The sequence below is a fragment of the Bacillus sp. H1a genome (assembly GCF_000633475.1).
Taxonomy (GTDB): Bacteria; Bacillota; Bacilli; order Bacillales; family Bacillaceae_G; genus Bacillus_A; species Bacillus_A paramycoides.
This window is the reverse complement of record NZ_AYMH01000019.1, coordinates 23,557-50,465: the sequence shown is the minus strand read 5'-3', so window position 1 is coordinate 50,465 and position 26,909 is coordinate 23,557. Positions and strand designations below refer to the sequence as shown.

Below are 26,909 nucleotides of genomic sequence, written 5' to 3'. Positions count from 1 at the left end.
TATATAAGGAGAAAAGGCTGTTCCAAAATATGGACAGCCTTTTCCTCTACTTCTTTACTTTTCTAATTCGCCCTCTTATTTCTCCTTTTTTATGTGATTTCGTATGAACATTTACATATGCATTTGCTTGAATAATTTCTTGGAGAAAGTGAACAAATGATTTCCCTTGTAAAGGCCCTTCGAAATCCTCCACATTCACTACACCAGTAATACTTCCCTCGTTCAAACTAATTCCTTGTTCTAGCGGACCGTATAAATAGAGAACAACAGGACCAATTTGATTGGAATTCCCTAAATGAATTTGACACGACATGACCTTTTCTATATTTTTTAATATTACCCTGTAATGCAACTTCGTTAAATCATTACTAAAAATAAACTCTGCTACCCCATAAGCTTCTGTATTTACAGGAGGTACTTCCCTCTTCCCCGTTAGCCTAGCAAAAAAGTGTGTTGTCATACAGGCATTCTCCTTATATAAATTTCCCAGCACTTCTTCTATTACTTTATGGTTTACACATAATCATTTATGACTTTTTCACTTTTTAATTCCGAAGAAAAGATTCACACAATCTTTACATCAAAATCGTTTCTTTCACCTTACTGCCTCTTGTATAATGCACATAGAAAAAACATTCTAGGAGGTTATTTTGGAAAATAACAAATACACTTTTCACACATTATTAGAGATTTTTCTCGTCTCATTTAAATTAGGACTTACTTCATTTGGTGGTCCTGTCGCCCATCTCGGCTATTTCCACCACGAATATGTACAAAAAAGAAAATGGATGGATGAAAAAAGTTACGGTGACTTAGTAGCACTATGCCAATTCCTTCCGGGTCCTGCTAGCAGCCAAGTTGGTATGGGGGTTGGATTATTACGCGGTGGACTATTAGGAGCAATAACCTCCTGGATTGGATTCACCCTCCCGTCTGTTCTCGTTTTAATCTTTTTCGCTTCATTTCTTAATCAATTCGAACTTGGAAGTTCAGGCTGGATTCACGGACTAAAACTCGTAGCAGCCGCAATTGTCGCTCATGCCATTTGGGGAATGGCGCAAAAGTTAACACCAGATCGAAACCGTGCAACAATCGCTATTGTAACTGCTGCGATTGTCTTGTTATGGCCAAGTAGCTGGACACAAATCATTCTCATTGTACTTTCAGGGCTTGTCGGCTGGATTTTATATAAAATCCCTCAGAACGCTCAATCATATAAGATACAAGTTTCTATTTCCAAAACGGTAGCAATTTCTTGTCTCATCTTATTCTTCGGACTATTAATACTACTACCAATGTTACGACCGTACTCTTATTTTATCTCTTTATTTGACAGCTTCTATCGCTCTGGTGCACTCGTATTCGGAGGAGGGCACGTCGTACTTCCCCTTCTTGAAACTGAGTTTGTACAAAACGGGATGATGACTAAAGAACAATTTCTAGCCGGATACGGATTAACACAGGCAGTGCCAGGACCACTATTTACATTCGCCTCCTATATAGGAGCAGTGCTAAATGGAACAATGGGAGCTACGATTGCAACCATCGCTATCTTTCTTCCTGCCTTCCTGCTCATTATCGGCGTTTTACCATTTTGGGACAGTGTAAGAAGGTTAACTTACATACAAGGTGCACTACTTGGAGTGAATGCAGCCGTTGTCGGCATTTTACTAGCAGCCTTTTATGATCCAATTTGGACGAGTACAATTATGAATTCCGTAGATTTCGTTTTTGCTTCTCTTCTTTTTTGTTTACTCGCTTTTTGGAAAGCACCACCTTGGATTATCGTTATACTCGGAGCATTCGGCGGATATGTTCTGTCCATTTTATAAATCTAAAAAACGACGGCCATATTTAGCCGTCGTTTTCCTATTAAAACTTCACAAGCTCCATTCCCTCAGGCAACTCGCTCTCCGTTAAAATACGCAATTCTTTCACACGATCCATTACGTAAGAAGAACGTTTCACAAGCTCTGGATCAATATAAGCTGGATGCACCATAATTTCTACCATTTGTTCGTCCTGTACTCTTTCTTTTAACTTCACAAAATAATCTTCCTTCACACCGTCAGCGTAAAAATCACTGTAAAACACATCGGAAAATGGGTGCACAGCTCGCTCTTTCTCACAACGACGAATCGGAACATTATATTTACTTGCTAATCTCTCAAGAACATCATGTAAAATCGGTAACCCATGCACATGATGATGACTATCCAAATGGGTTGGTGCTAATCCGTACGATAAAAATTTCTCAATTTGAGCAGTCCATTCTCTTTCTACCTCTTCTGGATTTATATTCCCTCCCCATACGACGCTTTGTTTATGAAACAATCCATCGCTACTTACAAGTGATGGTACGTCCTTGAGAAGCGGTTCTCCTGCCGTTAATACGAGATGCACTCCTACCCCTAACGTTTTATACTCTTTCGCTAAACTTACAGCATGCTCTGTCCCCGGCATATTCATCATCATCGTCGTTGAGTTTACAAGTCCATTTATATGTCCAGCAATAATTCCATAATTCGTCCCTTCCGTAAGACCGAAATCATCTGCATTTACAATTAGCTTAATCATCATAATACCTCCTACTAGAATTAAAAAAAGCGGGCTAAATAGCGCCGCTTCTTATCCCGCTTTAATGGGCAATAAGACTCCCATCTCCAAATTCAGCTGAAGCAAAGAAGTTAAGCGGGAGATTAACTGCCCGTAAAAGCCCGATTGGTGAAGGCTAACAATCAGTGGGAATGAGGCCCCACTGATTAAAGTTTCACTTTATTTCTCTACCTTTTTAAAGAATTGTGGAAGATGTTCTTTATGTGCTTCCAACATTTCATCTAAAATTTGTTTTGCAACTTTATCTGATGGTACAAGTGGATTAATTGTCATAGCAAGCAGCGCCTTATGATAATCCCCTGTAATAGCAGCTTCAATTGTTGTACGCTCAAATGATTTAATTTGCTGTACTAAACCGCGAACTGGTACTGGTAAGTCTCCAACCACAATTGGTTTTGGACCTTCCTTCGTAATAATACAGTTCACTTCAACAGCAGAATCATGTGGTAAGCTTGCAATTGCACCGTTGTTTCTCGTATTAACAGGTTGAATATCACCTTTATTATTGTAAATAGAAGTAATTAAGCTACATGCTGCATCACTATAATAAGCTCCGCCACGTTTTTCTAATTGTGGTGGTTTAATATCTAAATTCGGGTCTTTATATAACTCGAATAAATCATCTTCTAATTGTTTTACTACTTCTGCACGTGTACCTTTTTCAATCGAAGCTTCTTTCTCTTCTTCTAACATTTCACGAGTTTTATAGTAGTAACGATGGTACGGACACGGAATAGCGCGTAGACCACGAATGAAATCTGGCTCCCAGTTAAGCGCAGCGATATTTTCCATCGTAATTTGCTTTTCTGGATCTGTTACAAGCTCTAATACACGATCCATTACGCTTACACCATCTAAGTATACGTCTAATCCGTATACCATATGATTTAAACCAGCGAAATCAACGTGTACGCGACTTGCATCTACTTCAAGCAATCTCGCAAGACCCATACGAATTCCGATTGGAACGTTACACAGACCAACTACTCTTTGAATGTTCGTGTAGCGAAGTACAGCTTCTGTTACCATACCAGCTGGATTTGCGAAGTTAATAAGCCATGCATTTGGACATAGTTCCTCCATGTCCTTACAAATATCTAAAATAACAGGAATCGTTCTCAGCCCTTTAAATAAACCACCAGGACCATTCGTTTCCTGACCAATTACATCATATTTTAATGGAATTGCTTCGTCCTTTGCACGTGCTTCTAATAACCCAACGCGAAGCTGCGTTGTTACGAAGTCAGCACCCTTTAATGCCTCACGACGATCAAGTGTTAAATGAATATCAATTGGTAAACCTGATTTTTTCACCATACGTTTCGCTAAGTTACCAACGATTTCTAACTTCTCTTTTCCCGCTTCAATATCTACTAACCAAATTTCACGAACAGGAAGCTCATCATAACGTTTAATAAATCCTTCAATTAACTCTGGTGTATAACTAGATCCACCGCCAATTGTAGCAATTTTAATTCCATTCATGCTTTATTCCCCTTTCGCTTCTAGCTTTTTATAAAGGTCGATAAATTCTGCTGCTAATTCTTTTACTGTAATAGAATTCATTAAATGATCTTGCGCATGAATTAGAAGAACACTAATTTCTGTTTTTTCTCCTCTTGCTTCTGATTGTATGAGCTCTGTTTGGAAATGATGCGCTTCATTAATCGCTTCTTTCGCCTTTACCATCGCCTCATCTGCTTCCGCCATTTTCCCCTGTTTTGCAAATTGCAATGCCTCCATAGCATAGCTTCTTGCATTACCACTATTTAAAATCAATTGGAATGGAATTTGTTCTGCTGTAGTCATCATAATTACCGCCCTCTCTATAAGGTTCAACCGATTTAAATACCCCTTCAGTTTGAACATGTCTATTAAATTATTATTTTATTAATCATAGTTTGGTGTTCTTGTAGATGTATTCTATCTTTTTGAACATGATATAAAGGTAATTGTTCTCACAGACAATATTGTCTGTGAGAACAATTTTTATGTTACATAGGTAAAGAATTATCATTTCCTTGTGCTGCTGCTTTTTCAGTACGAACAACAGAACGGTCACATAATACAACGAATGGGTAATAGATCACCATCGCAATCACAAAGTTGAATAACTGTAGAATTGCACCTGAAAGATGTCCACCTGTTACAAGATAACCACTAATAATTGGTGGTGTTGCCCATGGAATCATCGCAACTGTTTTTGGTACCCATCCAATAGATATAGCTGTGTAAGAAGTAATTACTAATACAATTGGTGTTACGATAAACGGAAGGAATAAAATTGGATTTAAAATAATTGGTGTACCAAATATTACTGGTTCGTTAATATTGAATGCACCTGGTCCAATTGATAAACGAGATACACCGCGTAATTGTGCACTTTTCGCTACAAGTAATACAACTACTAAGAATGCTAATGTTGCACCAGAACCACCAAGATACACGAAAGTATCAAAGAATGGTTTTGTAATAATGTTCGGAACATCAAATGCAGATGTACCACCTTGGAATAACTTAATATTTTTCTCTAATGCCGGTAAGTATAATGGCTCGATAATACCACCAACGATATTTGGACCATGTAAACCGAAGAACCAAAGAAGATGAACAAGGAATACAATGACAATTGCACTTGGTAATGTCCCTGCTAAACTTTGCAATGGTAATTGAATCGTATTAAAGATGAATTCATGAACACTTGTACCAGCTAATTTCACTGCCAATTGAATACCTGCAACTGCTGTTAAGATAACAAATGCTGGCACTAAAGCTGCGAAAGATCTTAAAACTGCCGGTGGTACTCCATCTGGCATTTTAAAAGTAATTTCTCTTTGTACAAAGAAACGGAATACTTCAGTAACAAGAATTGCCACGATAATTGCTACGAATAACCCTTGTGCACCTGTCCAAGCTAAGTTCAATCCGCCTTCTTTCGGTGTTGTTGGTGTAAGAATAATTAACGCACCAAATGAAATAATACCTGCTGACAAACCATCAACGCCGTAAGATTTTGCTAAGTTATAACTTGTTGTAAATGCTATGATTAGTGCTAGAATTGCGAAAGAACCGGTCCACATTCCACCGCCAACTTGTTTCCATGTTTCACCAAACAAACCTTTCATGAAATCTTGGAAAGCTTCAGATGGAAAACCATTAATTAGTGATGCAAGTGCACCAACTAAAATAAGTGGCATAACTGCAATAAATCCATCACGGATTGCAGCTAAGTGACGTTGCGATCCAATTTTACCAGCAACAGGAACAATATGTTTCTCCATAAATGCAATAAACTTTTGCATTTCGTTTCCCCCCTAATTATTTTTTAAGTGTTAATGCGTGATCTAAAACTGCTTCTCCATTCATCATGCCGTAATGCATTGGGTTAATAACATCGATCCCAACATTTTTATCATCAGCAAGCGTTTTCATTGAAGAAAGCATGTAACGAACTTGTGGTCCTAGTAATAATACATCTGCTTCATCGATATTGTTTTTTACTGCATCCCCAGATACAGCCCAAATCTTGCCTTCTAGACCGCGAGCCTTTGCAGCCGTTTCCATTTTTGTAACTAGTAAACTTGTAGACATCCCTGCTGAGCAACATAATAAAATATTCATTTCTGAATCCCCCTTGTGTAGTATAAAAAATTTATGTTTATTTATTTTTCTTTACGCTATTTATTAATGCAATTAGCGTGCCAAATTTTCAAAACGCCCAAAATCAGCGTTTTTTTCGAGCAGTTTTTTTGTGTGTTACCGTTTTCAAATAGTGTGTTATCGAAAAAACACACAGTGTGTTATAAAACAACACGCTTTAAACACATAACTGTATGGAAATAGATTAGTGTTTAGTTGTCTAGTTACGTTTAAAACAAAAAACACTAAAAAAATTTTTTCAGCGAAAATTATTTCTTTATTTTAACCCACTATTTAGTGATGTAATGTTTCTCTTCCAATATAATGTGGTCTTCGTTTCGTCATAAAAACATAAAAAAACCTTGCATAAGCAAGGTTCATTCAGCTACTGACATCTTCCTATATAATTCTACAAACTCACTCGCTAATTCCTTCACTGTAATTGCGTTCATTAAATGATCTTGCGCATGTACCATCAGCAGGGTAACCTCAGTCTTTTCCCCGCCAGCTTCTTTCTGTATAAGCTCCGTTTGTAAGCGGTGCGCCTCTTGCAATTCATTTAAAGCTTCTTGTAGTTTAGCTTCTGCTTCCTTAAATTCACCGCACTTAGCGCAATCAATTGCTTCCATTGAACAACTTCTCGCATTTCCTCCATGCAAGATTAAATGAAAAACTTTCATCTCTATCGTATCCATTTCAGTTATTTACTCCCCCTTTTCTTCCGCTACTTTTTGTTTATCCCATATTTTTAAGAATGGTAAATAAATAAAGAATGCAAGTGCAAAGTTAACGAGCTGCAAAACAACTCCTGAAATTTTCCCACCTGATCCTAAATATCCACTAAAGAGAATAGGTGTAGTCCAAGGTACAGCAGCTCCGCTCGGACGTGCAACCCATCCCCATTCCATTGCAAAATAAGAAACAATCGTTAATACGACTGGCACCAATATAAATGGAATAAGTAAAATTGGATTCATTACTATCGGCATACCAAAAGTCACCATTTCATTAATATTAAAAATACCTGGTGCAATCGACAATCGGCCTATACTTTTTAATTGCTGACTTCGTGCAAATAATAACATTCCTACAACTAAAGCAAGTGTTGCACCAGAACCGCCCATATAAATCCATAAATCAAAAAACTGCGCAGTAATCGTATTCGGTACGTCTTGCCCAGCCTGAAATGCAATTCGATTTTGATCCATTAATGACAACCAAATCGGACTCATTACACCACCAACAATTGCAGCGCCATGAATTCCGCACGCCCAAAGTACATGGACAACGATAACTGCGATTACTGCACCCCAAAGGCTAGCTCCCAGTACGCTAAGAGGTTCCTGTAAAAGCTTCCCTACAACATTATGAATGCTACCGAAAGTCGTATGTTCAAAAATCAATCTAATTATCCAAACAACCGTCACAACAATAAAACCTGGAATAAGCGCAGCGAATGAACGCGTTACTGCTGGCGGAACTGTCTCTGGCATTTTTATAATCATCTTTTTTTGAACAATAAATCGATAAATTTCAGTAGATATAATTGCAATAATCATCGCCACAAACAAACCTTGGCTTCCCATTAGCGCAGCTGGTATAACTCCATCTACAAGTACACTTTCCTTTGTATTTGGTATCATATACATAACTTGGAACGGTGTTGCAAGCAAAAATGATACAAGTGACAATGCACCAGATGCTAAAGCATCCACTTTATAATACTCACCAAGCCTGTAAGCGATTCCAAAAACAGCTATTAAAGACATTATATTAAAAGTTGCACTGACTGGGTACCCCAAAGCTTTCTGCCAATTCTCCCCAAACAAGCCTGCCATAAAATCATTATACCCTGGTATTGGTAAAGCACTAATAATAAGAAAAAAAGATCCAATAATCAAGAAAGGCATCGTCAAAATAATTCCATCACGAATCGCCTGCAAATGCCTCTGCTCGGCAACCTTTCCTGCTACTGGCATCACATATTTCTCTAAAAATCCAATCATCTATCCCACTCTCCTCATGGTTTCATTGACAAAGCTGCTTGCAAGATAGCTTCTCCATTACAAAGTCCGTAATGGACGGATTGAATGACATCAACAGGTATTCCTTTTTCCTTACATAACTCTTTCATTTTCGGTAATAAATAACGTACTTGTGGGCCAAGTAAGAGTACATCTGCATCATCAATATGACTTCGCACTTCTGAACCTGATACAGCCCAAATCTTTACCCCTATCCCCCTTGCTTGTGCTGCCTTCTCCATTTTTGTAACAATCAAGCTGGAAGACATTCCCGCTGCACAACAAAGCAAAATATTCATTCCACTTCCCTCCTAGCATTTCTAACCTTAAGTTATAGCCTATCCTTTGCTACCACTAGGTTACAAATATATATGTCTAGATTTCTTACTGTATGCCGAGCTTAAAAACAAAAATTTCTCGGTTTTCACGCTATTCCATCTATCTGTATTTTCCTAGTAAAGAGAACCCTAACTCGCTATAATGATTCAGTATGATTTTTTTACAATCGATAGGAGGGTATATTTATGAAGGCATATCGCTTTCCACTTATTTTATTATCTTCCATCCTAATTGGTGGTTTCATTGGTTATTTCATGGGTGCCGATGCAGTTGCTTTAAAGCCGCTTGGTGACATTTTCTTAAACTTAATGTTTACGATTGTTGTACCTCTAGTTTTCTTTAGCATCGCGTCATCTATTGCCAATATGGATGGACTAAAACGTTTTGGTAAAATTATGTCTAGTATGGCTGGAACTTTCTTATTTACAAGTATTTTAGCTGCTATTTTTATGATTATCATCGTGAAAGTATTCCCGCCAGCACAAGGTGTTGTATTAGAACTAACACAGCCTGATAAAGCTGAAAAAGCTGTTAGCGTCGCTGATCAAATTGTCGGTATCCTAACAGTATCAGACTTTTCAAAGTTACTATCTCGCGAGAACATGTTAGCACTTATTTTCTTCTCTATCCTAATGGGGATCGCAACTTCAGCAGTTGGCGAAAAAGGAAAACCATTCGCTACGTTTCTACAAGCTGGTGCAGAAATTTCAATGAAAGTTGTATCTTTCATTATGTACTACGCTCCAATCGGACTAGCTGCTTATTTCGCAGCATTAGTTGGTGAATTCGGACCACAACTTCTTGGAACTTACTTCCGAGCAGCAATGGTATACTATCCAGCTTCTCTTATTTACTTCTTTGTATTCTTTACATTCTATGCGTACCTTGCAGGTCGCAAACAAGGTGTACAAGCATTTTGGAAGAACATGGTTTCTCCTACTGTTACATCACTTGCAACTTGTAGTAGTGCTGCAAGTATTCCAGCGAACTTAGAAGCAACGAAGAAAATGGGTATCTCTTCTGATGTTCGTGAAACAGTTGTCCTTCTTGGATCTACACTTCATAAAGACGGATCTGTTTTAGGTGGCGTATTAAAAATTGCTTTCTTATTCGGTATTTTCAACATGGAATTCGAAGGACCGAAAACATTAGCAATCGCACTTGTCGTTTCTCTATTAGTAGGAACAGTAATGGGTGCAATTCCAGGCGGGGGTATGATTGGTGAAATGTTAATCGTTTCTCTATACGGCTTCCCTCCAGAAGCGTTGCCAATTATCGCAGCAATCAGTACAATCATCGATCCTCCTGCAACGATGTTAAACGTAACAGGAGATAATGCTTGTGCCGTAATGACAGCTCGCCTTGTAGAAGGTAAGAACTGGATCAAAAATAAAATTGCTTAATATATCGAAAGAGGATGCTCGTTTTGAGCATCCTCTTTTTTGTTGTGATTTGTCGATAATTCGATATTCCTTGTCGAAACGTCGATATAATTCCATCCCGCCACAATTTTGTTACAATCTTCACAAATATTCCACATCTCTCATCCCTCCTCCGTACTATAATCATGTATGGAAAAGGAGATGGACATGATGACACAAAGCGCACCAGAATTTAAAGTTTTGCAAAGCATTGCATTTCTTGCTGTCGTTTTGCAAAGTTCCTTATTATATACAATAAATCAAGGGAACATCTTACTTGAGCAATCCCTCATTATGGGTATGTTATTTAATCTCGCAAAGTTTTCAGCACCTGCATTCATATTTATCGTCGGATTTCACTTAATTCGGCAATATACGAAACAACTCGTTTATACAAAATATATTTATGAAAAAGCCTCACATTTACTTATTCCTTATTTCTTCTGGTCTATTCTTTACCTATTAACAACAAATGAAATCGTTACAATGCAAAGTGGAATAAAAAGTTTATTACTCGGAACGGCCGCGCCTCATCTTTGGTACGTTATTATGATGTTCCAAATTCACTTATTGTTCCCTTTACTATGCACACTATTTTATTGGTTTCAAAAGCGAACAGAAAATAAAAAAGACATATATAAATATATGACCATTTTCGCTTGTCTATATTTTCTTTTAATGTGGTACTCTTCCCACTACATTTTCAATGGAGAGAAATTAACTAACTCGACCATTTTACATTACACAGATCGTTCTTTCTTCTTCTATTCATTCTATTTCGTTATGGGAGGAATAGCAGCTGTAGCATTAAAAACTTGGCGCTTATTTGTAATGAAACATATCCCTCTTGTGACAATCTTATTTTTCGTTTTATTTTTATTTATCAATTATGAGTTATTTAGTTTTTACGGTGCAAACTCTATTCATTTAACTGTTTCTACCTATTTAAAACCATCAATGTTTCTATATATTGTATGCGAAATTATCATACTATACGTGCTATCTATTACAATTGTACAGCGACGTGGTTTCTTATATAAAGCTTTACGATTTATCGGGAATTACACGTACGGTGCTTATTTAGCCCATTTTTTCTTCTTGCAACTATGTACAAAATTTCTTTCCTTATTCGCCCTGCAAGAAAACACAATATTATATAGCCTATTACTATTTATAGTAACAGCCACGCTCTCTCTTGCAGCTATGGTCATTTGTAGCATACTCCCATTTCATACGTGGATTACAGGACCTTCGCCTACAACGAAGATGAAATGGGCTATTATTTCACTCCGAAAGAATCACGAAAAAGTATTTAAACAATATCTCTGATATAATAATATTTCATATGGGAACAGAAAGTGAGAGACAGCTATGATCAATCAAGTTGGACAAATTATGTTATATGTAAACAATCAAGATGAGGCAGTACAATTCTGGACAGAAACAGTAGGATTCCAAATCATTGCTGAAGAAAATAACGGACAAGGGTTTCGCTGGATTGAAATCGCTCCAACAAAAGAAGCAGCAACAAGCATTGTCCTTCACGATAAAGCGTTAATCGCGAAGATGCAACCTGAATTAAACTTAAACACCCCTTCATTAATGTTCTTCTCTAATAACCTAGATCAACTCTATAAAGATCTTTCTGAGAAAAACGTCACAGTTGGGAAAATTATGGACTTACCTACAGGTAGAGCATTCAACTTTGCTGACAGCGAACAGAATTACTTTGCAGTTATGGAAAAGAAATAAGAAAAAGCTATCCGAAAAGGTCGTAATGAAACCTTTTGTACGGATAGCTTCTTTATATTATGAAACTTGCTCTGCATTCGTTTCCTTATGCTGTATATGACTCGTGATCCAGGAAATTCCACCAGCGACAACAAGATAACATAATAAAATTAAAATTTGCATTCGTAATTGCGACCAATCCCCTAACGAGATAACATCTTGTAATCCTCTAAGAGAATGAGACATTGGGAGAAACTGCCCAATTTTGCTAAGTACTGCTATATTTAACTCTCCTGGGAAAGTACCTCCACTCGTCGCTAATTGAAGAACAAGAAGCGTTACCGCTGCAAATTTCCCAACAATGCCGAATACCGTTACTAACATAAGAATAAATGTCATGAACGTAAAGGAAATAATAATACTTGATAACACGAACAGTGGTACACTTGCGACTTCTAATTTCATAATTCCAAGCACAACCGCATCTACAAGGAATGCTTGAATTAATCCAATTAAATATACTAAGCCTAATTTATTTATAAAATGTACCGTCCCGCTTACCTTCATATTTTGCCTACGTCCAAGAGGTAAAATATTCGATGCCATAATTCCACCGACATAGAATGCCAGTGATAAGAAATATGGCGCGATTCCTGAACCGTAGTTAGGTACGTCAGAAACGGTTGACTTCACTAATTGAACTGGCTCTGAGAACATCGCATTACGCGCATCATCATTACGAACATCCGCTATCTTCTCTGCGCCTTCTCCCAATTTCGTAGAAAGTTCCTTCGCACCATCGTCGAGCTTAATAAGTCCATCTGTTAACTTTCCAGCGCCATTATTTAGCTCCGTTCCGCCACTCGCAAGATGATTTACACCTTCTTGTAATGATTTAAATCCATTTCCCCACTTCGTGAATCCATCAGCTAAATTTGCCGCGCCATCTGCTACTTTTTTAGTTCCACTCGTCGCTTCATTTAATTTAACTCCGAATGTATTCATACCTTCTTCAATCTTATGCTGCCCGTCAGCCAACTTCCTCGCACCTTGCGTCAATTGTTGTTGACTAGCATTTAATGTATTTGTTGCTTTAGCTAATCCGCTAGAGGTAGCAACAATTTGCTGGAAGGCAGGGTCTTGCTGTACTTCTGGATGATTTTTCGCGTACTCTTCTAATTGCTTTTGGACCGCATTTGCCGCTTCATCTGCCTTAGCCTGTCCCTCCGCTAACTTTTCATTTCCGCTTATCCATTCATTTGTTCCAGCACTTAAATTACTAACTCCTTCTTGTAGCCCTTTCTCACCTTCCGTTAGCAACTCCATTCCATTATGAAGAGATGTTGCTCCCTGACTCAGTTCATTCGCTCCTCCGGTTAACGCTCCTTGGCTAGCTGCAAGCTTATCGCTACCTTCTTTCAACTGATTTGCGCCATCACTTAAACGGTTAATACCGCCAGAAAGCTCATTAACTCCGTTTTTCGCGTCTGTCGTCCCCTCATGCAATTTTCCAGCACCATTACTTGCATCATTCAAACCTTGCGCCAAATCTTGAAACTTTGAAAAGACACCTTCTGTATAAGACTTTGTAATGCTATTTGAGATTTTTGTTTTCATATTTTCAACAGCTGTCGTTCCAATTTGAGCTGCTACAAAGTTTTTACCTGGATTTACTTTATATTGTAGCTGTGCTGGCTCTGGTTTCTCATCCATTAGTGTACTTACCTTTTTCGAGAAATCTTCTGGAATTGTAACAACCATATAATATTTATCTTCTTTTAGCCCTTCATCGGCATTTTTTTCTGATACGAAATGAAAAGCTAGTTCCTTATTTTCTTTTAAATTTTTAACAAAATCGTCTCCAGCATGGATTGCTTTTTCATCCATCACAGCACCTTTATCTAAATTAACAACTGCAACAGGTAATTTATCTAATCGTCCGTATGGATCCCAATATCCAGCTAGAAAGAATCCCGCATAAATTAAAGGAACAATTAGTAAAAAAATTAAAGCGATACGTCCATGTTTATGATTCCACATCGCCTTCCAATCTTTAAATATAAGTTGAATTCCCTTCATGAAAAATACTCCTTCTTCTAATTTAACACTCTTCGAATTGTTTAACAGATTTACTATACACGTCACTTTTCATACTGTATAATACATCTTTAATTATCACTTTATTCCTTTTGGTCTATAGAAAGGAGATTCAAAATGGAACTTCTTCAATTAAAATATTTTCAAGTAGTTGCACGGTTAGAACATATGACGAGAGCTGCCGAAGAATTACATATCGCGCAACCTTCTCTCAGCAAAACAATTGCTAGACTAGAAAAGGACTTAGGTGTCCCTTTATTTGATCGCCAAGGTCGACAAATTACATTAAACTCATTCGGAAAAGTATTTTTAAAACGAGTAGAACGTGTTTTTCATGAATTAAATGAAGGAGAACGAGAAATTAAAGATTTAGCTGAATTACAACAAGGATCTATTACACTAGCCGTTTCTATTCCGAGAATATTACCGGAACTCCTCGGTTCTTTTTTATTAGAACATCCTAACGTACGATTCCAACAATTCCTCGCATCTACTCCTTCTATGAAACGACAACTAGATGATAGAGAGATTGATTTTTGCATTTCCTCTGTACCAATTGAAGGAGAAGAAATTGTTTGGGAGACACTTATCAAAGAAGAAATTTTCTTAGTCGTCCCTTCAGGCCATCGATTATCAAACCGGGAAAGCATTCATCTGCATGAAGTAAAAGACGAATCGTTCATTAGTATGAACACTGGTTACGGATTCCGACACTTAACAGATGAGTTTTGTAAAAAAGCTGGTTTCACTCCGCATATCGCTTTTGAAGTAGATGAACCAACCGTTATTAGCGACCTTATTAAACAAGGTCTTGGCATCGCCTTTGTCCCAAGCTTAACTTTATTAAAAAACTCTACTTTGGCATCAAATAAGCTACGTATTATTGAACCCAATTGCGAAAGAACAATCGGCTTAAGTTGGTCAAAGAAACGTTACTTATCAAACACTGCCCAGCAATTTCGTAAGTTTGTGATTGAATACTTCTCCAATATTAGGACGAATTTCTCTTAGCATGTTAGTACGTGAAATTATAGCGATCATAACTTCAAATATATCAACATTTTTTTCAAAATTATCAACAAATAACGACAAGCATAAGAAGGTGCATCCCCTAGGATGCACCTTCTCAGAGTGTTGAGAAATCCTTTAGGGTTTCCAACACTCTGACATCTTTTTAAATTTTATTGAATGAAAACAATAAAAAATAATAGAAACTAGGAAAATACCCCTTCAACTGACCCTTTTTGGTCAGGTGAAGGGGTATTTTTTCATGTTTTGACAGGCTGCTGTGAGATATGCCTGCATTTGGACATACTTCAGCCCACGGAATCGAGCATATTGATTTCTTTGGCGTCCGCAAAGCTTCGCTCTATAGTCGAACAGCGTACTTTATACAGTCTTTTCCCTGTAGCTATTAGTTTGTTTTTTCTAGCGATATCTTTATATTTCTCCCATATATGATAAGTGACAACTTTTTGTTTCTCTGAAAAGCAATCTTTACGCAGTGGACACACAACGCAGTCTTCTGGATTCGATTTGTATTGACGGTATCCTTCGCGATCCGTTGTCGCATATTCTAAAATACACCCCATTGGACAAGCAAATACATTTGTTTCCTTTTCATATTTAAATTTACTTTTTGGGAGGGTGGGATACAACTTTGAAGGTTCTAATAATCATGGCAGCTATTGACTATATAAAAGGAGTATTCGCTGCAGGATTCAACAGGGAGTCAAAAAGTAAAGTAGGTTTCAAAGGCATAGATAATGAATTACTATTGCTTTTAGAAAATGCTGGTCGTATGGGGGTTCCTTTGCCTTCCACATTAACAAACGCTGTTGGGATTTTTGGTGGTAAACAAAAACAAGAGGATAACAAAGGAGATATTCAATAATGGGGCACATTGTAGATATTTCAAAATGGAATGGTAATATCAATTGGGATGCAGCAGCACAACAGTTAGATTTCGTTATTGCTAGGGTTCAAGATGGATCTAATTATGTAGATCCTTTATATAAAGGTTATATTCAATCAACGAAAGCACGACGTATCCCTTTCGGTAATTATGCTTTCTGTCGATTTGTATTTATTAACGATGCAAAGAAAGAAGCACAAGATTTTTGGAATCGCGGTGATAAAAGTGTAGCGGTTTGGATAGCTGATGTGGAAGTGAAAACGATGGGAGATATGAAAGCAGGTACACAAGCTTTTATAGATGAATTACGCCGATTAAGTGCAAAGAAAATCGGCTTATATGTTGGTCATCATATGTATGCTTCATTTGGTATGGCGAGTGTCGATTGTGATCTTGTATGGATTCCTCGTTATGGAGGAAAAAAAACAGCATATCCTTTTGATATTTGGCAATACACGGAGACGGGAAATGTTCCTAGCATCGGTAAATGTGATTTAAATTATCTTGTAGTGGTCAAGTCTTTAGCGTGGTTTACAGGTGAAACTGAAAAATCTATTGTAAATGATACTTCAAATAGTGGTTACCAATACGTTAAGTCTTATGAGTTTGGTACAAATTATTTAAACGAAGCAATGCAAGCGATGAATGAGCGAGGAGCAAAAGGTACTGTTATCAACAATCCGCTTACAGGATTATGTTACATCCAAACTGAAGTCTTACCAAATCCTGAATTAGATAAAATAACTTGGTGGATGGACACGAGACCTGAAGGTAAATGGGAATATTAATATATTAAAGTGAAGTAAATAAGAGACCGCCCTTAATCGGGCGGATTTTTTGTTTGAATTCAACATAAAATTTATTATCGATAATGCCAAATGCTACTTTGCATGGGAATGGTTTGTATTATTTTCAGGAATTATCCTTATTTCACATCAATAATATCCATGAATTTAAGGAAAATTCTGTTATAAGATGCATCAGTACAAGTGATTAAATTCTTTATCGGATTTATGTCAGTTACAGTCATATATCTAGTAAGCAAATAACCACCTTTATAATAAGTAATCAATATCTCTTCTTCAGAAAGAAATGAACATAATAGCTTGTTTTCAATAATTTCTTGTTCGTCTTGGGTTAATGTAGGGCGCTCCACTTTTGTTTGTTTTTTAATAATCTTACCAATACCGATGAATTTCTTCGGTATCGAAGCGAATGGAGTCCGCTTAACCATTCCTCTTCCTTTTGGCATATGTGTATAGTTCATGCTTTATATCCCCCTAATTGCTATTAATAACTATATCATTATATCATATTTTAGGGATATCTGAATTATTTATGTAGTTATAAAATAAACGTTTAGAGGCTTTGGCTCCATATAAAATCAAACCAATTTAACTAACTATGATTTTTATATATAATAAAAGAAATTAAAATGGATTTTTCTTGTTATCACCGTGTCAACCTATTACATCTGTTGTAGCGTTATACGGTGGTTTATTCATTATGGTTGGTAGCCAGAAGCGTGGGTTTTCCCTTATATCAAGAGCAGGGATTGGCTATATTGTGGTGCAAATGATTCCGTTATTCATGAGATTACTTATAGACATTGCCAAAGCGATATAAAATAGTTAATTGATTTTAGGGGTACTCTTTGTAGGAGAAATGTAGGAAAGATAGAATAGGAATTATAGAATGCATAGGATAAGGGAATGCAGTAAAGATCAGTTTACGAGCATTCCCTTACTCTATGTAAAATATTTTTATTATTAATATTCTTAATAATATTGTACTTCGCATCAGTCGTACGATGATCTAAGAAATGAAAACCGTTCGGTTTTCCATCCCTCATTAAAAATCCACTATCCGGATCAGTTGTACTTATACGAGTTTTTTTAGTAGGGGTATCACTTTCCTTTCTAGGTTTTAATTCTTTTTTCCATGTACCTCACGATCTTCGATAACCGAAGCTTCTAGTTTATCGATATAAAACTTTGGCTTTTCTTTTTTATATTTATGTACAAATTTATTTTTATTGGCATTGGCTTTAATGTGTGTAGAATCCGTCATCAATGCACATCCTCCCACCATACGGCGCTCCGTCGCTTGACTCACAATTTCATCAAAGATTTCTTCAAAAATATTTGTATGGATGAAACGAGTACGGCGATTCCAACTGATTGTAGAATGATCCGGAATCATATTTGATAGAGAAAATCCTAAAAACCAACGGTAGGAGATATTCGTTTTAATTTCTTTTTCTAGCTGACGTTCCGAGTGAATACCATAAAAATATCCAATAAACATCATCTTAAATAAAACAATAGGATGAATAGAAGGACGACCATTATTTTCACAGTAATAAGGACGTAGTTTTTCTTCAATGAAATCAAACCGAATTGTTGCTTCAATCGCACGAAGAAAATGGTCTTGCGGAACTAACTCTTCTACAGTAACTGATACGCGTTCATCGCGATGATTTTTGAATGCACCTTCTATTTTTTACTCTTCTCTAATTCCATTTCAGCTAACAGCGGCAATACATTATCAAATATATGCGTATTAGCATTTTCGCCTGTTACATATCCACCGTAATATCTACTAAATACATTATCATTTCGGAATGTAGTCATCCGTTCATACAATTCCTCAGCAAACTTTGTATCACCTGTTTGTAGTACATACAAAATAGTTAATCCGTAAGAGGCTGGTGATTCATAATTCACAGCTTGTTTTCCCGTTTCTAAGTTATAGCGACCGTATAACTTTCCGTCCTCGTGGAATTTCTTCTTTATAAATTCCAAATACGCATCTGATGAAAGACCACCTAGACTACGATGGTAAGCAACGTACGATTGATCAATAAGATTCACTTCTTTATCATACGTAAATGTACCATCTTCTTTATACTCTTTCGGAAATGCCCAACTGTTTCTCGGATAATTAGCTAAAAACTGAACAACTTCCTGATACTGTTCAGCAGAAATTTTTCCGTACTTTTTCATATAAGAGAATGCATGAGGATTTATGTAAGATGTTGTTGTAAATTTATTTTGTCTACCTGCATCTGCATCATAATAATCAACGTAATAATTATCTTTTTTATTATACCGAAGTACAGCATCGCTCAATTGATCTGCCAAATGTTTATAACGCTCTTCCTTGTACATTTCATAAGCCCGATATAATTGTTCAATAATACGAAGGTCATCTATAAGTGCATTTGTGGCTGACTGCATTTCCCCTTTTTCAGAGATTTTCCATAAAACGATATGATCCTTATGTACAAAATAATTTTGAATGACCTTTACTTGTTCATCGAATAATGCTTGATCATCTTTATCCAGCGTATACTGTAACCATAATCCTGCCGATTCCGATAAAGCTTCGCGGCCTTTCGCCTCACCTGTTCCTGCCTTTGTATCTGCTAAACGGTACGTTGCAAGTGTCCCATTTTCATTTACCATATACCTTAAAATAAAACGTTCCGTACGATTTCCTTGTAAAGCCGCCCAAAACACAATTCCTCCTAAAGCAAGTAAGGCAATAATTCCAACCCCTATATATACACGTTTTCGCAAACTTTTCACCTCCCTAGTAAGACTAACCTTTATTTTACTAGAACATACACAAATATAAAAAAGACAATCCTTTAGATTGTCTCCTTCATTATCCTTCACAAGCTTCTTTAGAAGGTCTATATAGCGATTCCACAAGTCGATCGTATTCACGACGCGTAATTTCTTTATTATACAACTTTAATAATAAATCTCTATGCTCTTTTGAAAATGCCATCTTTTTAATGACTTCAGGATACATAAGACACCCTCTCCATTTCACATAAACTTCTTCATTCTATAAACGTAACACGTCTAATAAGAACTTATGTTCGCATAAAAGATTATAAAATATTACCTGCTAAAAAACAAACAAGATATTACCGATTTTATATTTCTTTCTCTTTCGAATATTTCAAAATCATATTACCACACTCACTTTTTTAAATACACACATATTTTTGGTAGTTTTTTGAATAAATCTTCCAATTCAATCAGAAAATAATGGCAAAAAGAGAAGAGGAGTATACATATGGATACTGTAACATTAGCAAGGGCCTTTTTCGGTTCTTCACTAGCATTCCACATTATCTTTGCAACGCTTGGAGTCGGACTGTCTTTAATGATTTTTATAAGTGAAATATTGTATCACTGGAAGAAGGATTCTGACTATGCCATTATGGCAAAAAGATGGACAAAGGCTTTTGCCATCCTTCTCGGTGTAGCAATTCCTACTGGAACAATTGTTGGTGTGCAAATTTCACTTCTTTGGCCTGGCTTCGCCAAAATTGTTGGTCAAGTTATTTCCGTTCCCTTTCAAATTGAGATTTTCGCCTTCTTTTTGGAAGCTTTATTCATGTCTATTTACGTATATGCAGCTGATAAACTACCTCCCTTTATGAGGTTAGTCTCGCTCTTTTTCGTTATGCTTGGTGCCACTGCATCCGCCGTGCTTATTACATCAGCAAATACATGGATGAATACACCAGCGGGCTTTTCAATGAGTCCGGATGGCTCAGTTTTTAACGTTGATCCGTGGAAAGCTTTCTTTAATCCGAGCTTTGGTACAAGTGCATTCCACGTTGTTATTACGGCATATGCAACTGGAGCAGCAGTTATCGCCTCTATCGCCGGATTTAAATTATTGAAACGAGATATAAGCGCACGTGAAATTGCTTATCATAAAAAAGGATTACTTTTAGGACTTGTCGTTACTTTCATTACTGGTGCTACGATGTGGCTTTCAGGGCACGAGTCTGCTATCGCCTTACATAAACATTCACCCGAAAAACTAGCATCTGCTGAAGCTTTATTTGAAACGACATCACATGCTCCTTTATCAATTGGCGGGGTTGTTGATCCTAATACCCTTGAACTAAACTATGCACTCGAAATTCCAAACATGCTCAGCTTATTAGTAGGACTCGATCCTAGTACCGTCGTAAAAGGGCTAAATGAATTCCCGCAAGAAACGTGGCCACCATTTTATACACATACGCTTTTTAATTTAATGGTCGGCTCTGCTACATTTACCTTTGCTGTCGCAGCTATTGCCCTCATGTATTGGTACTTTGTTTATCGAAAAAAAGGAGCGGAGTTACCGAAATGGCTTCTTTGGGCGACTGCTGCATGTGGACCTGTTATGATGCTCGGTATTGAATTCGGATGGATTTTCAGTTGTAGTGGTCGCCAACCATGGACAATTTATGGCATGCAACGTACGTTAGATGCTGCTACACGTGCCGATTTCGTCGGTCCTTTATTTGTCCTATTCATCATTTTATACATCGGACTCGCTATCTTAACAGTCTTTGTACTACGGACATTCTTTAAGAGACATCCGCTAAAGAATGATTTACATCAACAAGGAGGCGATTCTCGTGCATGAGGAAAGCATTGCAATCATCATCTTATGGGCTCTTATTTTCGTATATAGTATATTAGGGTCCATTGATTTTGGAGCTGGTTTTTGGGGCATGGTATACGCTAAACATCCGACACTCGCTGCAAAGCTTGCCAATCGGTACTTATCACCAACTTGGGAAGTAACAAATACGTTTCTCGTCTTTGTCGTAGTCGCTTTTCTCGGTTTCTTTCCAAAAGCAGCCTTTACCCTTGCAACGGTTATGTTCGTACCAGTTATGTTAATTTTAGTACTCGTTGCGATTCGAAGTACATTTATGGTATTTGCTTACTCTTTGCCGAAATACCAACATCTTCTTCGTATTATTTCAGGGATTACTGGACTCCTAATTCCAGCTCTATTAATTACCGTTCTACCCGTCACAGAGGGCGCCTATATTACAATGTCTGAAGGAAAAGAAGTGCTCCTTTATGGAAAGCTTCTTTCTAGCCCCGTTATATATTGTTATATGCTCTTCGGACTAACATCAGAACTATTTCTCTCTTCTCTCTTCCTTGCTGATTTTGCGAGAGAACAAAGTTCTGAAGATACGTACCGAATTTATAGAAGAAATGCCATCATACTTGGTCCCGCAACGCTTGTTACTGCTATTATTGCTCTCGTTGTAATGGACCCTAAAACACACTGGCTTATGCAGGGATTAATAAAACAATTCCCATGGTTTACAGTTTCTATCGTTTTATTTGTTATCGGCTATTCCTCCCTTTGGTGGACAAATAAGAAATACAACACACTAGGCTTCCCTCGTATTGCAGTTTTAGCTGTTGTCGCTCAGTATGCATTTGCAAGCTACGCTTACGGCGTCGCGCATTTACCATATATCATTTACCCAGATGTAACTGTATTTACAAGCTTTACGACGACCGAAACATTTTATGCATTGCTTATTCTTTACGCAATCGGGATTGCAATTTTACTACCAGGATTTATTTTCTTCTGGAATTTATTCTTGAAGGATCGAACTTTTTTGAAGGAAAAATAATAAATGAGGGGCATTCAAACATAGAATGCCCCTCATTTATTAGAAACCTCTCCTAATAGTTATTTCACTACTATGTATACTTGCCTTATATCTAAAAAAACACATATTCACATCATCCCATTATACGTCTAGTTCTTCTTATTTTTTGCTGAATATACTACCAGTACAAACTTGAGACAAGCTACGTTTGCTCAAGGGAAAATAGAAGCCCCCTTTGCTACCGTCTTAGCAAAGGGGGCTTCTTCTATATTTAAGCTAGGTACAGTGTGATCAATCAAGTAAAGAGGTGTAACGTATTATTGATATAAGTGACTACCAGTTTCTTTAAATTGTTCTGCCTTCTCTTTCATTCCTTTTTCAATTGCTTCTGTCGTTTCTAAATCATTTTCTTTCGCATATTCACGAATATCATGTGAAATTCTCATACTGCAAAACTTCGGTCCACACATCGAACAGAAATGAGCTGTTTTCGCCCCTTCTGCTGGCAACGTTTCATCATGATACTCCATCGCACGTTCAGGATCTAAAGATAAATTAAATTGATCGCGCCAACGGAATTCAAATCGTGCTTTTGAAAGTGCATCATCACGCTGATGAGCCGTTTTATGCCCTTTCGCAAGATCGGCCGCATGCGCAGCAATTTTGTACGTAATAACCCCTTCACGAACATCATCTTTGTTCGGCAAACCTAAATGTTCTTTCGGTGTTACATAGCAAAGCATCGCCGTTCCAAACCAGCCGATCATCGCTGCACCAATTGCTGATGTAATATGGTCATAACCTGGTGCGATATCAGTCGTTAACGGCCCAAGTGTGTAGAACGGCGCGCCCTGGCAAATATCAAGTTCTTTCTCCATATTCTCTTTAATTAAATGCATCGGTACATGCCCAGGTCCTTCGATCATAACTTGCACATCATGTTTCCAAGCAATTTTCGTTAATTCACCAAGTGTCTCAAGCTCTGAAAACTGTGCTTCATCGTTTGCATCTGCAATGGAACCTGGACGTAACCCATCTCCAAGAGAGAACGAAACATCGTACTGCTTCATAATTTCACAAATTTCTTCAAAATGAGTATATAGGAAGTTTTCTTTATGATGGAATAAACACCACTGCGCCATAATAGAACCACCACGGGAAACGATACCTGTCGTACGCTTTGCAGTAATTGGAATGTAACGAAGTAATACACCAGCGTGAATCGTAAAGTAATCAACGCCTTGCTCCGCTTGCTCGATTAACGTATCGCGATACACTTCCCACGTTAAATCTTCTGCAATCCCGTTTACTTTTTCAAGCGCTTGATAAATTGGCACTGTTCCAACTGGTACCGGAGCATTACGAATAATCCACTCACGTGTTGTATGAATATTTTTACCTGTAGATAAATCCATAATCGTATCCGCACCCCAGCGCGTTGCCCATGTCATCTTCTCTACTTCTTCTGCAATGGAAGACGAGACAGCTGAGTTTCCGATATTTGCATTTACCTTCACGTGGAAATTACGTCCAATTATCATCGGTTCTGCTTCTGGATGGTTAATGTTAGCTGGCAAAATTGCGCGTCCTTCCGCAATTTCCTTACGAACAAACTCTGGCTCTACCCCTTCACGAATCGCAACATATTCCATCTCAGATGTAATAATGCCATTACGTGCATAATGCATTTGCGTAACATTTGCACCTTGCTTCGCTTTAAGCGGCCTGCGATTCATTTGCGGGAAAACAGGTGTATGTTTTGAAGCCACCTTTACACCGTCATCCTCGGGTTTAATTTCGCGCCCTTCATAAGCTTCCACATCACCACGCGTGATGATCCAAGAGTGGCGCGGCGTTGGAATCCCCTTTTCCAACTCCACTTTATACTCAGGATCCGTATAAGGGCCACTCGTATCATACACACGGATTGGCGGATTTGGGATGCCGTTCGTGTCGCTTTGTTCAATCTCGCGCATCGGTACTTTCATACCTTCACGTGGTCCATCCACATATACTTTTTTACTCCCTGGTAAACTCGATTTCAATTCAATTTGCTCAGCTGAAACAGACTGTTTCATAACCTTTATTGCCCCCCTGTTCGTGACAAGGACGAGATATGGCCAGCGTATGCCAAAATAAAAAGAGCCAGGTCCATAAAAAAATAAGGACCTGGCTCATAAAGACATAATTATGTAAAGCCGTTAACTTCCCTACGCTGGTACGAGCCAGATCAGGTCCAAAGGGTTAAGAAGTTCACACGCTTCTCTCTCAGCCTACGCATACGTTAGGCACCCCTAGTTTATCACTGATTTAATTTTCAATACTTTCCCATCATACACGATAATCTGAAAAATGCAAAGGTTAATTCTTTTATTGTTTACGGAATCATCCAAGTCAAATAATAAGCCTGCACATACGTCATAATCCCAACAATAATAACGAAGAATAAACTATGTTTCACCGTGAAACGGAACAGATCTGATTCTTTTCCAGCAAGACCAACTGCCGCACAAGCAATCGCAATCGATTGCGGAGAAATCATTTTACCTGTTACACCACCTGTTGTATTTGCTGCAACGAGAAGCACTTCAGATACGCCAACTTGCTGCGCTGTAATTGCTTGTAAATTCGAGAACAGTGCGTTCGCTGACGTATCTGATCCTGTTAAGAATACGCCAATCCAGCCTAGGAATGGTGAGAAGAACGGGAATAGTCCGCCAGTTCCTGCTAGCGCTAACGCTAATGTAGAAGATAAACCAGAATAGTTTGCGATAAATGCGAATCCTAATACGAATCCAATAGATAGAATTGGCATTTTCAGTTCGTTTAATGTTTCTTTAAATGTTGCTACTGCATCTTTTGCACTCATTTTCAAAATAAAGATAGAAATGATACACGCAATTAAAATCGCTGTTCCAGTCGCTGATAAAATATCTAATTTCAAGATTGCTTCATAAGGTGTTGGTTTATTTACAATAGGCTCTGCTTTCATTACTAAATTGTGCAAGCCTGGAATTTCAAACTTAAATACAAGACTTTCTAAAGCGCCGCCTGGAGCGAATAATGCTTTAAAGAAACTTTGGCTCCAAATGACTACCATCACAGTTAAAATAATGAACGGAGACCATGCTTTTACTACTTTTCCTACTGTTAGTTTCGGCATAGATGTCACCGTCGTTGCTGCTACTTCGCTATTCGCTTCTTTAGACTGATAAATTTCTTTCGGCTGCCAAACTTTTAAGAATAGCGATAAACTTACTAAACTTACAAGTGCTGACGTAATATCAGGAAGTTCTGGCCCTAAAAACGTCGCTGTAATAAACTGTGTAATTGCAAATGAACTACCCGCTACAAATAAAGCAGGCCACGTTTGTCTTACTCCTTTAAAACCGTCCATTAAAAATACGATAAAGAATGGAACAAATAAAGATAAGAACGGTAATTGATGTCCAGCCATTTGTCCGATTTTATGCGGATCAATGCCTGTTACTTGTCCAGCAACTGTAATCGGAATCCCCATTGCTCCGAACGCTACTGGTGCAGTATTTGCGATTAAACAAAGACCTGCTGCATATAAAGGATTTAATCCAAGACCTGCAAGAAGCGCTGCCGTGATCGCTACTGGTGCACCAAATCCTGCTGCCCCTTCTAAAAATGCTCCAAATGAAAATCCGATTAAAATAACGAGTAATCGATGGTCATTTGTAATTGATAATACAGATGCACGAATGATATCAAATTGACCTGTTTTCACAGAAATTTTATATAAAAATACCGACATAATGATAATCCAAGCAATTGGCCATAATCCGTATAAGAAACCATACCCGGTTGCTGTCATTGCCTTTGTGAACGGCATTTTATACGCAAATAACGCCACCAAAATTGTTAATACAACTGTAATAAATCCTGCCACATACCCCTTCATGCGTAAAACTGCTAAAGCTAAGAAAAAAAAGATAATTGGAATAAGTGCGACCGCTGCGGAAATCCAAATGTTACCGAATGGGTCATAAACTTGTGTCCATGTGTTCATTGTTCTCTCCCCCTCAATAATCCCCTTTTAAATAAAATATAACCTTATCAATAGACTATCAGGTCATCATACCTTTTAACCTAAAAATAAAAAACGTTTAAGAAAACGTTTTCACTAAGTTTCATTTCTACTTTAACATATCATTTTCCATTAAAAAAGATTTTTTTGAAAATTTTATTATCTCGCGTGAAAATCTTACAAAAACGTCACGTTCTTGTAAGGTTCATCGATAGGAAGCTAGACAAATTTCCTGCATAATAAAAATATAACAACGGACATTATTTATGAGGTGATATATATGAACGGAAACAAAATACTAGCAGCTTTATCATACTTTAGTGTACTATTTGCGCCTATCTTATTCCCTATTATCGTTTGGATTGTAGGCGATTCTGAAACAAAGCCACATGCGAAACGAGCTCTATGGACACACATAATTCCAAGTATCGCTACATTTATCGGTTTAATTATTCTAGGAATTATGGGTATTGGATCTGAACAACCTGATGTAACACTTGGAATCGGAGCAATCATTGTCTTATGTATTTGCGGAATCATTAGCTTATACTACTTCATTTGGAACATCGTAAAAGGTATTAAAGTGCTGAAAGCTTAATTTTAAACAAACGTTTAATTAAAAAAGGACACT

27 protein-coding genes, 2 pseudogenes and 1 riboswitch are annotated in these 26,909 nt (G+C 37.5%); of the genes and pseudogenes, 11 read left to right on the top strand and 18 right to left on the bottom strand.

The features are described from left to right. Positions 1-46 precede the first annotated feature (46 nt). Complete coding sequence (gene exsM, locus U860_RS0108470; RefSeq protein ID WP_025148182.1) at positions 47-460, bottom strand: exosporium regulatory protein ExsM; 414 nt, start codon at positions 458-460, stop codon at positions 47-49. 190 nt (positions 461-650) lie between these two features. Here exsM and U860_RS0108465 point away from each other — a divergent pair, with 190 nt between their 5' ends. Then, positions 651-1,832 carry a chromate transporter gene (locus U860_RS0108465; protein WP_025148181.1) on the top strand — a complete coding sequence of 394 codons (1,182 nt, stop codon included), beginning with the start codon at positions 651-653 and terminating at the stop codon, positions 1,830-1,832. Positions 1,833-1,872: 40 nt separating this feature from the next. Here the strand turns inward: U860_RS0108465 and chbG are convergent, their stop codons facing one another. The 8 genes from chbG to U860_RS0108425 form a co-directional block, all read right to left on the bottom strand. Beyond that, positions 1,873-2,577 carry a chitin disaccharide deacetylase gene (gene chbG / locus U860_RS0108460; RefSeq protein ID WP_025148180.1) on the bottom strand — a complete coding sequence of 235 codons (705 nt, stop codon included), beginning with the start codon at positions 2,575-2,577 and terminating at the stop codon, positions 1,873-1,875. 198 nt (positions 2,578-2,775) lie between these two features. Beyond that, positions 2,776-4,101 carry a 6-phospho-beta-glucosidase gene (celF, locus tag U860_RS0108455; protein ID WP_025148179.1) on the bottom strand — a complete coding sequence of 442 codons (1,326 nt, stop codon included), beginning with the start codon at positions 4,099-4,101 and terminating at the stop codon, positions 2,776-2,778. Positions 4,102-4,104: 3 nt separating this feature from the next. Continuing rightward, a complete protein-coding gene (locus tag U860_RS0108450; RefSeq protein WP_025148178.1) occupies positions 4,105-4,428 on the bottom strand; it encodes a PTS lactose/cellobiose transporter subunit IIA in 324 nt (107 codons plus the stop codon). 182 nt (positions 4,429-4,610) lie between these two features. After that, entirely contained in the window at positions 4,611-5,918 is a 1,308-nt protein-coding gene (celB, locus tag U860_RS0108445) for a PTS cellobiose transporter subunit IIC (protein ID WP_025148177.1), read from the bottom strand. A 16-nt stretch (positions 5,919-5,934) separates the two neighbouring features. Further along, positions 5,935-6,237, bottom strand: coding sequence for a PTS sugar transporter subunit IIB (locus tag U860_RS0108440; protein WP_025148176.1), 303 nt, complete (start codon positions 6,235-6,237; stop codon positions 5,935-5,937). 395 nt (positions 6,238-6,632) lie between these two features. Beyond that, the gene (locus U860_RS0108435) at positions 6,633-6,950 is read right to left on the bottom strand and encodes a PTS lactose/cellobiose transporter subunit IIA (RefSeq protein WP_025148175.1); all 318 of its coding nucleotides are present in this window, start codon (positions 6,948-6,950) and stop codon (positions 6,633-6,635) included. A 9-nt stretch (positions 6,951-6,959) separates the two neighbouring features. After that, the gene (gene celB, locus U860_RS0108430) at positions 6,960-8,261 is read right to left on the bottom strand and encodes a PTS cellobiose transporter subunit IIC (RefSeq protein WP_002174232.1); all 1,302 of its coding nucleotides are present in this window, start codon (positions 8,259-8,261) and stop codon (positions 6,960-6,962) included. 14 nt (positions 8,262-8,275) lie between these two features. Continuing rightward, positions 8,276-8,578 (bottom strand): PTS sugar transporter subunit IIB, encoded by a 303-nt coding sequence (locus U860_RS0108425; protein ID WP_025148174.1) that lies wholly within the window; start codon positions 8,576-8,578, stop codon positions 8,276-8,278. Positions 8,579-8,803: 225 nt separating this feature from the next. Here U860_RS0108425 and U860_RS0108420 point away from each other — a divergent pair, with 225 nt between their 5' ends. Next, complete coding sequence (locus U860_RS0108420) at positions 8,804-10,021, top strand: dicarboxylate/amino acid:cation symporter (protein ID WP_025148173.1); 1,218 nt, start codon at positions 8,804-8,806, stop codon at positions 10,019-10,021. Here the strand turns inward: U860_RS0108420 and U860_RS35605 are convergent. After that, positions 10,018-10,158 carry a hypothetical protein gene (locus U860_RS35605; RefSeq protein WP_162790996.1) on the bottom strand — a complete coding sequence of 47 codons (141 nt, stop codon included), beginning with the start codon at positions 10,156-10,158 and terminating at the stop codon, positions 10,018-10,020. The genes U860_RS0108420 and U860_RS35605 overlap by 4 nt on opposite strands. A 52-nt stretch (positions 10,159-10,210) precedes the next feature. Here U860_RS35605 and U860_RS0108410 point away from each other — a divergent pair, with 52 nt between their 5' ends. Continuing rightward, a complete protein-coding gene (locus tag U860_RS0108410) occupies positions 10,211-11,368 on the top strand; it encodes an acyltransferase (protein WP_025148172.1) in 1,158 nt (385 codons plus the stop codon). Between the two features lie 42 nt (positions 11,369-11,410). Continuing rightward, a complete protein-coding gene (locus tag U860_RS0108405; protein WP_025148171.1) occupies positions 11,411-11,791 on the top strand; it encodes a VOC family protein in 381 nt (126 codons plus the stop codon). Between the two features lie 57 nt (positions 11,792-11,848). On the opposite strand, the gene U860_RS0108400 is transcribed toward U860_RS0108405, so the two are convergent. After that, on the bottom strand, positions 11,849-13,849 hold the full coding sequence (locus U860_RS0108400) for a YhgE/Pip domain-containing protein (protein WP_025148170.1): 2,001 nt from the start codon (positions 13,847-13,849) through the stop codon (positions 11,849-11,851). Between the two features lie 135 nt (positions 13,850-13,984). On the opposite strand from U860_RS0108400, the gene U860_RS0108395 reads away from it, so the two are divergent. Beyond that, on the top strand, positions 13,985-14,878 hold the full coding sequence (locus tag U860_RS0108395; protein ID WP_025148169.1) for a LysR family transcriptional regulator: 894 nt from the start codon (positions 13,985-13,987) through the stop codon (positions 14,876-14,878). A 163-nt stretch (positions 14,879-15,041) separates the two neighbouring features. Here the strand turns inward: U860_RS0108395 and U860_RS31315 are convergent. Then, positions 15,042-15,513 (bottom strand): annotated as a pseudogene (locus U860_RS31315) (transposase); the annotation flags it as partial. On the opposite strand from U860_RS31315, the gene U860_RS0108385 reads away from it, so the two are divergent. Beyond that, positions 15,498-15,761, top strand: a complete 264-nt coding sequence (locus U860_RS0108385; RefSeq protein WP_050447156.1) for a phage holin family protein — start codon at positions 15,498-15,500, stop codon at positions 15,759-15,761. The pseudogene U860_RS31315 and the gene U860_RS0108385 overlap by 16 nt on opposite strands. Next, positions 15,761-16,570, top strand: coding sequence for a GH25 family lysozyme (locus U860_RS0108380; RefSeq protein ID WP_029952908.1), 810 nt, complete (start codon positions 15,761-15,763; stop codon positions 16,568-16,570). Before U860_RS0108385 ends, U860_RS0108380 begins: the two co-directional genes overlap by 1 nt. Before the next feature lie 137 nt (positions 16,571-16,707). Here the strand turns inward: U860_RS0108380 and U860_RS0108375 are convergent, their stop codons facing one another. Further along, positions 16,708-17,049 (bottom strand): YolD-like family protein, encoded by a 342-nt coding sequence (locus tag U860_RS0108375; protein ID WP_025148167.1) that lies wholly within the window; start codon positions 17,047-17,049, stop codon positions 16,708-16,710. Between the two features lie 179 nt (positions 17,050-17,228). On the opposite strand from U860_RS0108375, the gene U860_RS31310 reads away from it, so the two are divergent. After that, positions 17,229-17,408 (top strand): hypothetical protein, encoded by a 180-nt coding sequence (locus tag U860_RS31310; RefSeq protein ID WP_025148166.1) that lies wholly within the window; start codon positions 17,229-17,231, stop codon positions 17,406-17,408. A 154-nt stretch (positions 17,409-17,562) separates the two neighbouring features. Here the strand turns inward: U860_RS31310 and U860_RS32985 are convergent. From U860_RS32985 to U860_RS35800, 3 genes and pseudogenes are all read right to left on the bottom strand, one after another. Continuing rightward, positions 17,563-18,281: pseudogene (locus tag U860_RS32985) on the bottom strand (transposase); the annotation flags it as partial. After that, the gene (locus U860_RS0108360; RefSeq protein WP_025148164.1) at positions 18,278-19,363 is read right to left on the bottom strand and encodes a hypothetical protein; all 1,086 of its coding nucleotides are present in this window, start codon (positions 19,361-19,363) and stop codon (positions 18,278-18,280) included. The pseudogene U860_RS32985 and the gene U860_RS0108360, both read right to left, overlap by 4 nt. Positions 19,364-19,451: 88 nt before the next feature. Then, a complete protein-coding gene (locus U860_RS35800) occupies positions 19,452-19,601 on the bottom strand; it encodes a hypothetical protein (RefSeq protein WP_002174240.1) in 150 nt (49 codons plus the stop codon). Positions 19,602-19,871: 270 nt separating this feature from the next. On the opposite strand from U860_RS35800, the gene cydA reads away from it, so the two are divergent. Together cydA and U860_RS0108345 are read left to right on the top strand one after the other, a co-directional pair. Then, the gene (gene cydA, locus U860_RS0108350) at positions 19,872-21,227 is read left to right on the top strand and encodes a cytochrome ubiquinol oxidase subunit I (RefSeq protein ID WP_025148163.1); all 1,356 of its coding nucleotides are present in this window, start codon (positions 19,872-19,874) and stop codon (positions 21,225-21,227) included. Next, the gene (locus tag U860_RS0108345; RefSeq protein ID WP_025148162.1) at positions 21,220-22,245 is read left to right on the top strand and encodes a cytochrome d ubiquinol oxidase subunit II; all 1,026 of its coding nucleotides are present in this window, start codon (positions 21,220-21,222) and stop codon (positions 22,243-22,245) included. Before cydA ends, U860_RS0108345 begins: the two co-directional genes overlap by 8 nt. Positions 22,246-22,541: 296 nt before the next feature. Here U860_RS0108345 and thiC read toward each other — a convergent pair whose 3' ends face one another. Both thiC and lldP read right to left on the bottom strand, forming a co-directional pair. Continuing rightward, the gene (gene thiC / locus U860_RS0108340) at positions 22,542-24,302 is read right to left on the bottom strand and encodes a phosphomethylpyrimidine synthase ThiC (RefSeq protein WP_025148161.1); all 1,761 of its coding nucleotides are present in this window, start codon (positions 24,300-24,302) and stop codon (positions 22,542-22,544) included. Between the two features lie 112 nt (positions 24,303-24,414). Then, positions 24,415-24,530: riboswitch (TPP riboswitch) on the bottom strand. A gap of 71 nt (positions 24,531-24,601) precedes the next feature. Then, complete coding sequence (gene lldP / locus U860_RS0108335) at positions 24,602-26,260, bottom strand: L-lactate permease (RefSeq protein ID WP_025148160.1); 1,659 nt, start codon at positions 26,258-26,260, stop codon at positions 24,602-24,604. 298 nt (positions 26,261-26,558) lie between these two features. Here lldP and U860_RS0108330 point away from each other — a divergent pair, with 298 nt between their 5' ends. Then, positions 26,559-26,876 carry a DUF4870 domain-containing protein gene (locus U860_RS0108330; protein ID WP_025148159.1) on the top strand — a complete coding sequence of 106 codons (318 nt, stop codon included), beginning with the start codon at positions 26,559-26,561 and terminating at the stop codon, positions 26,874-26,876. Positions 26,877-26,909: the final 33 nt, after the last annotated feature.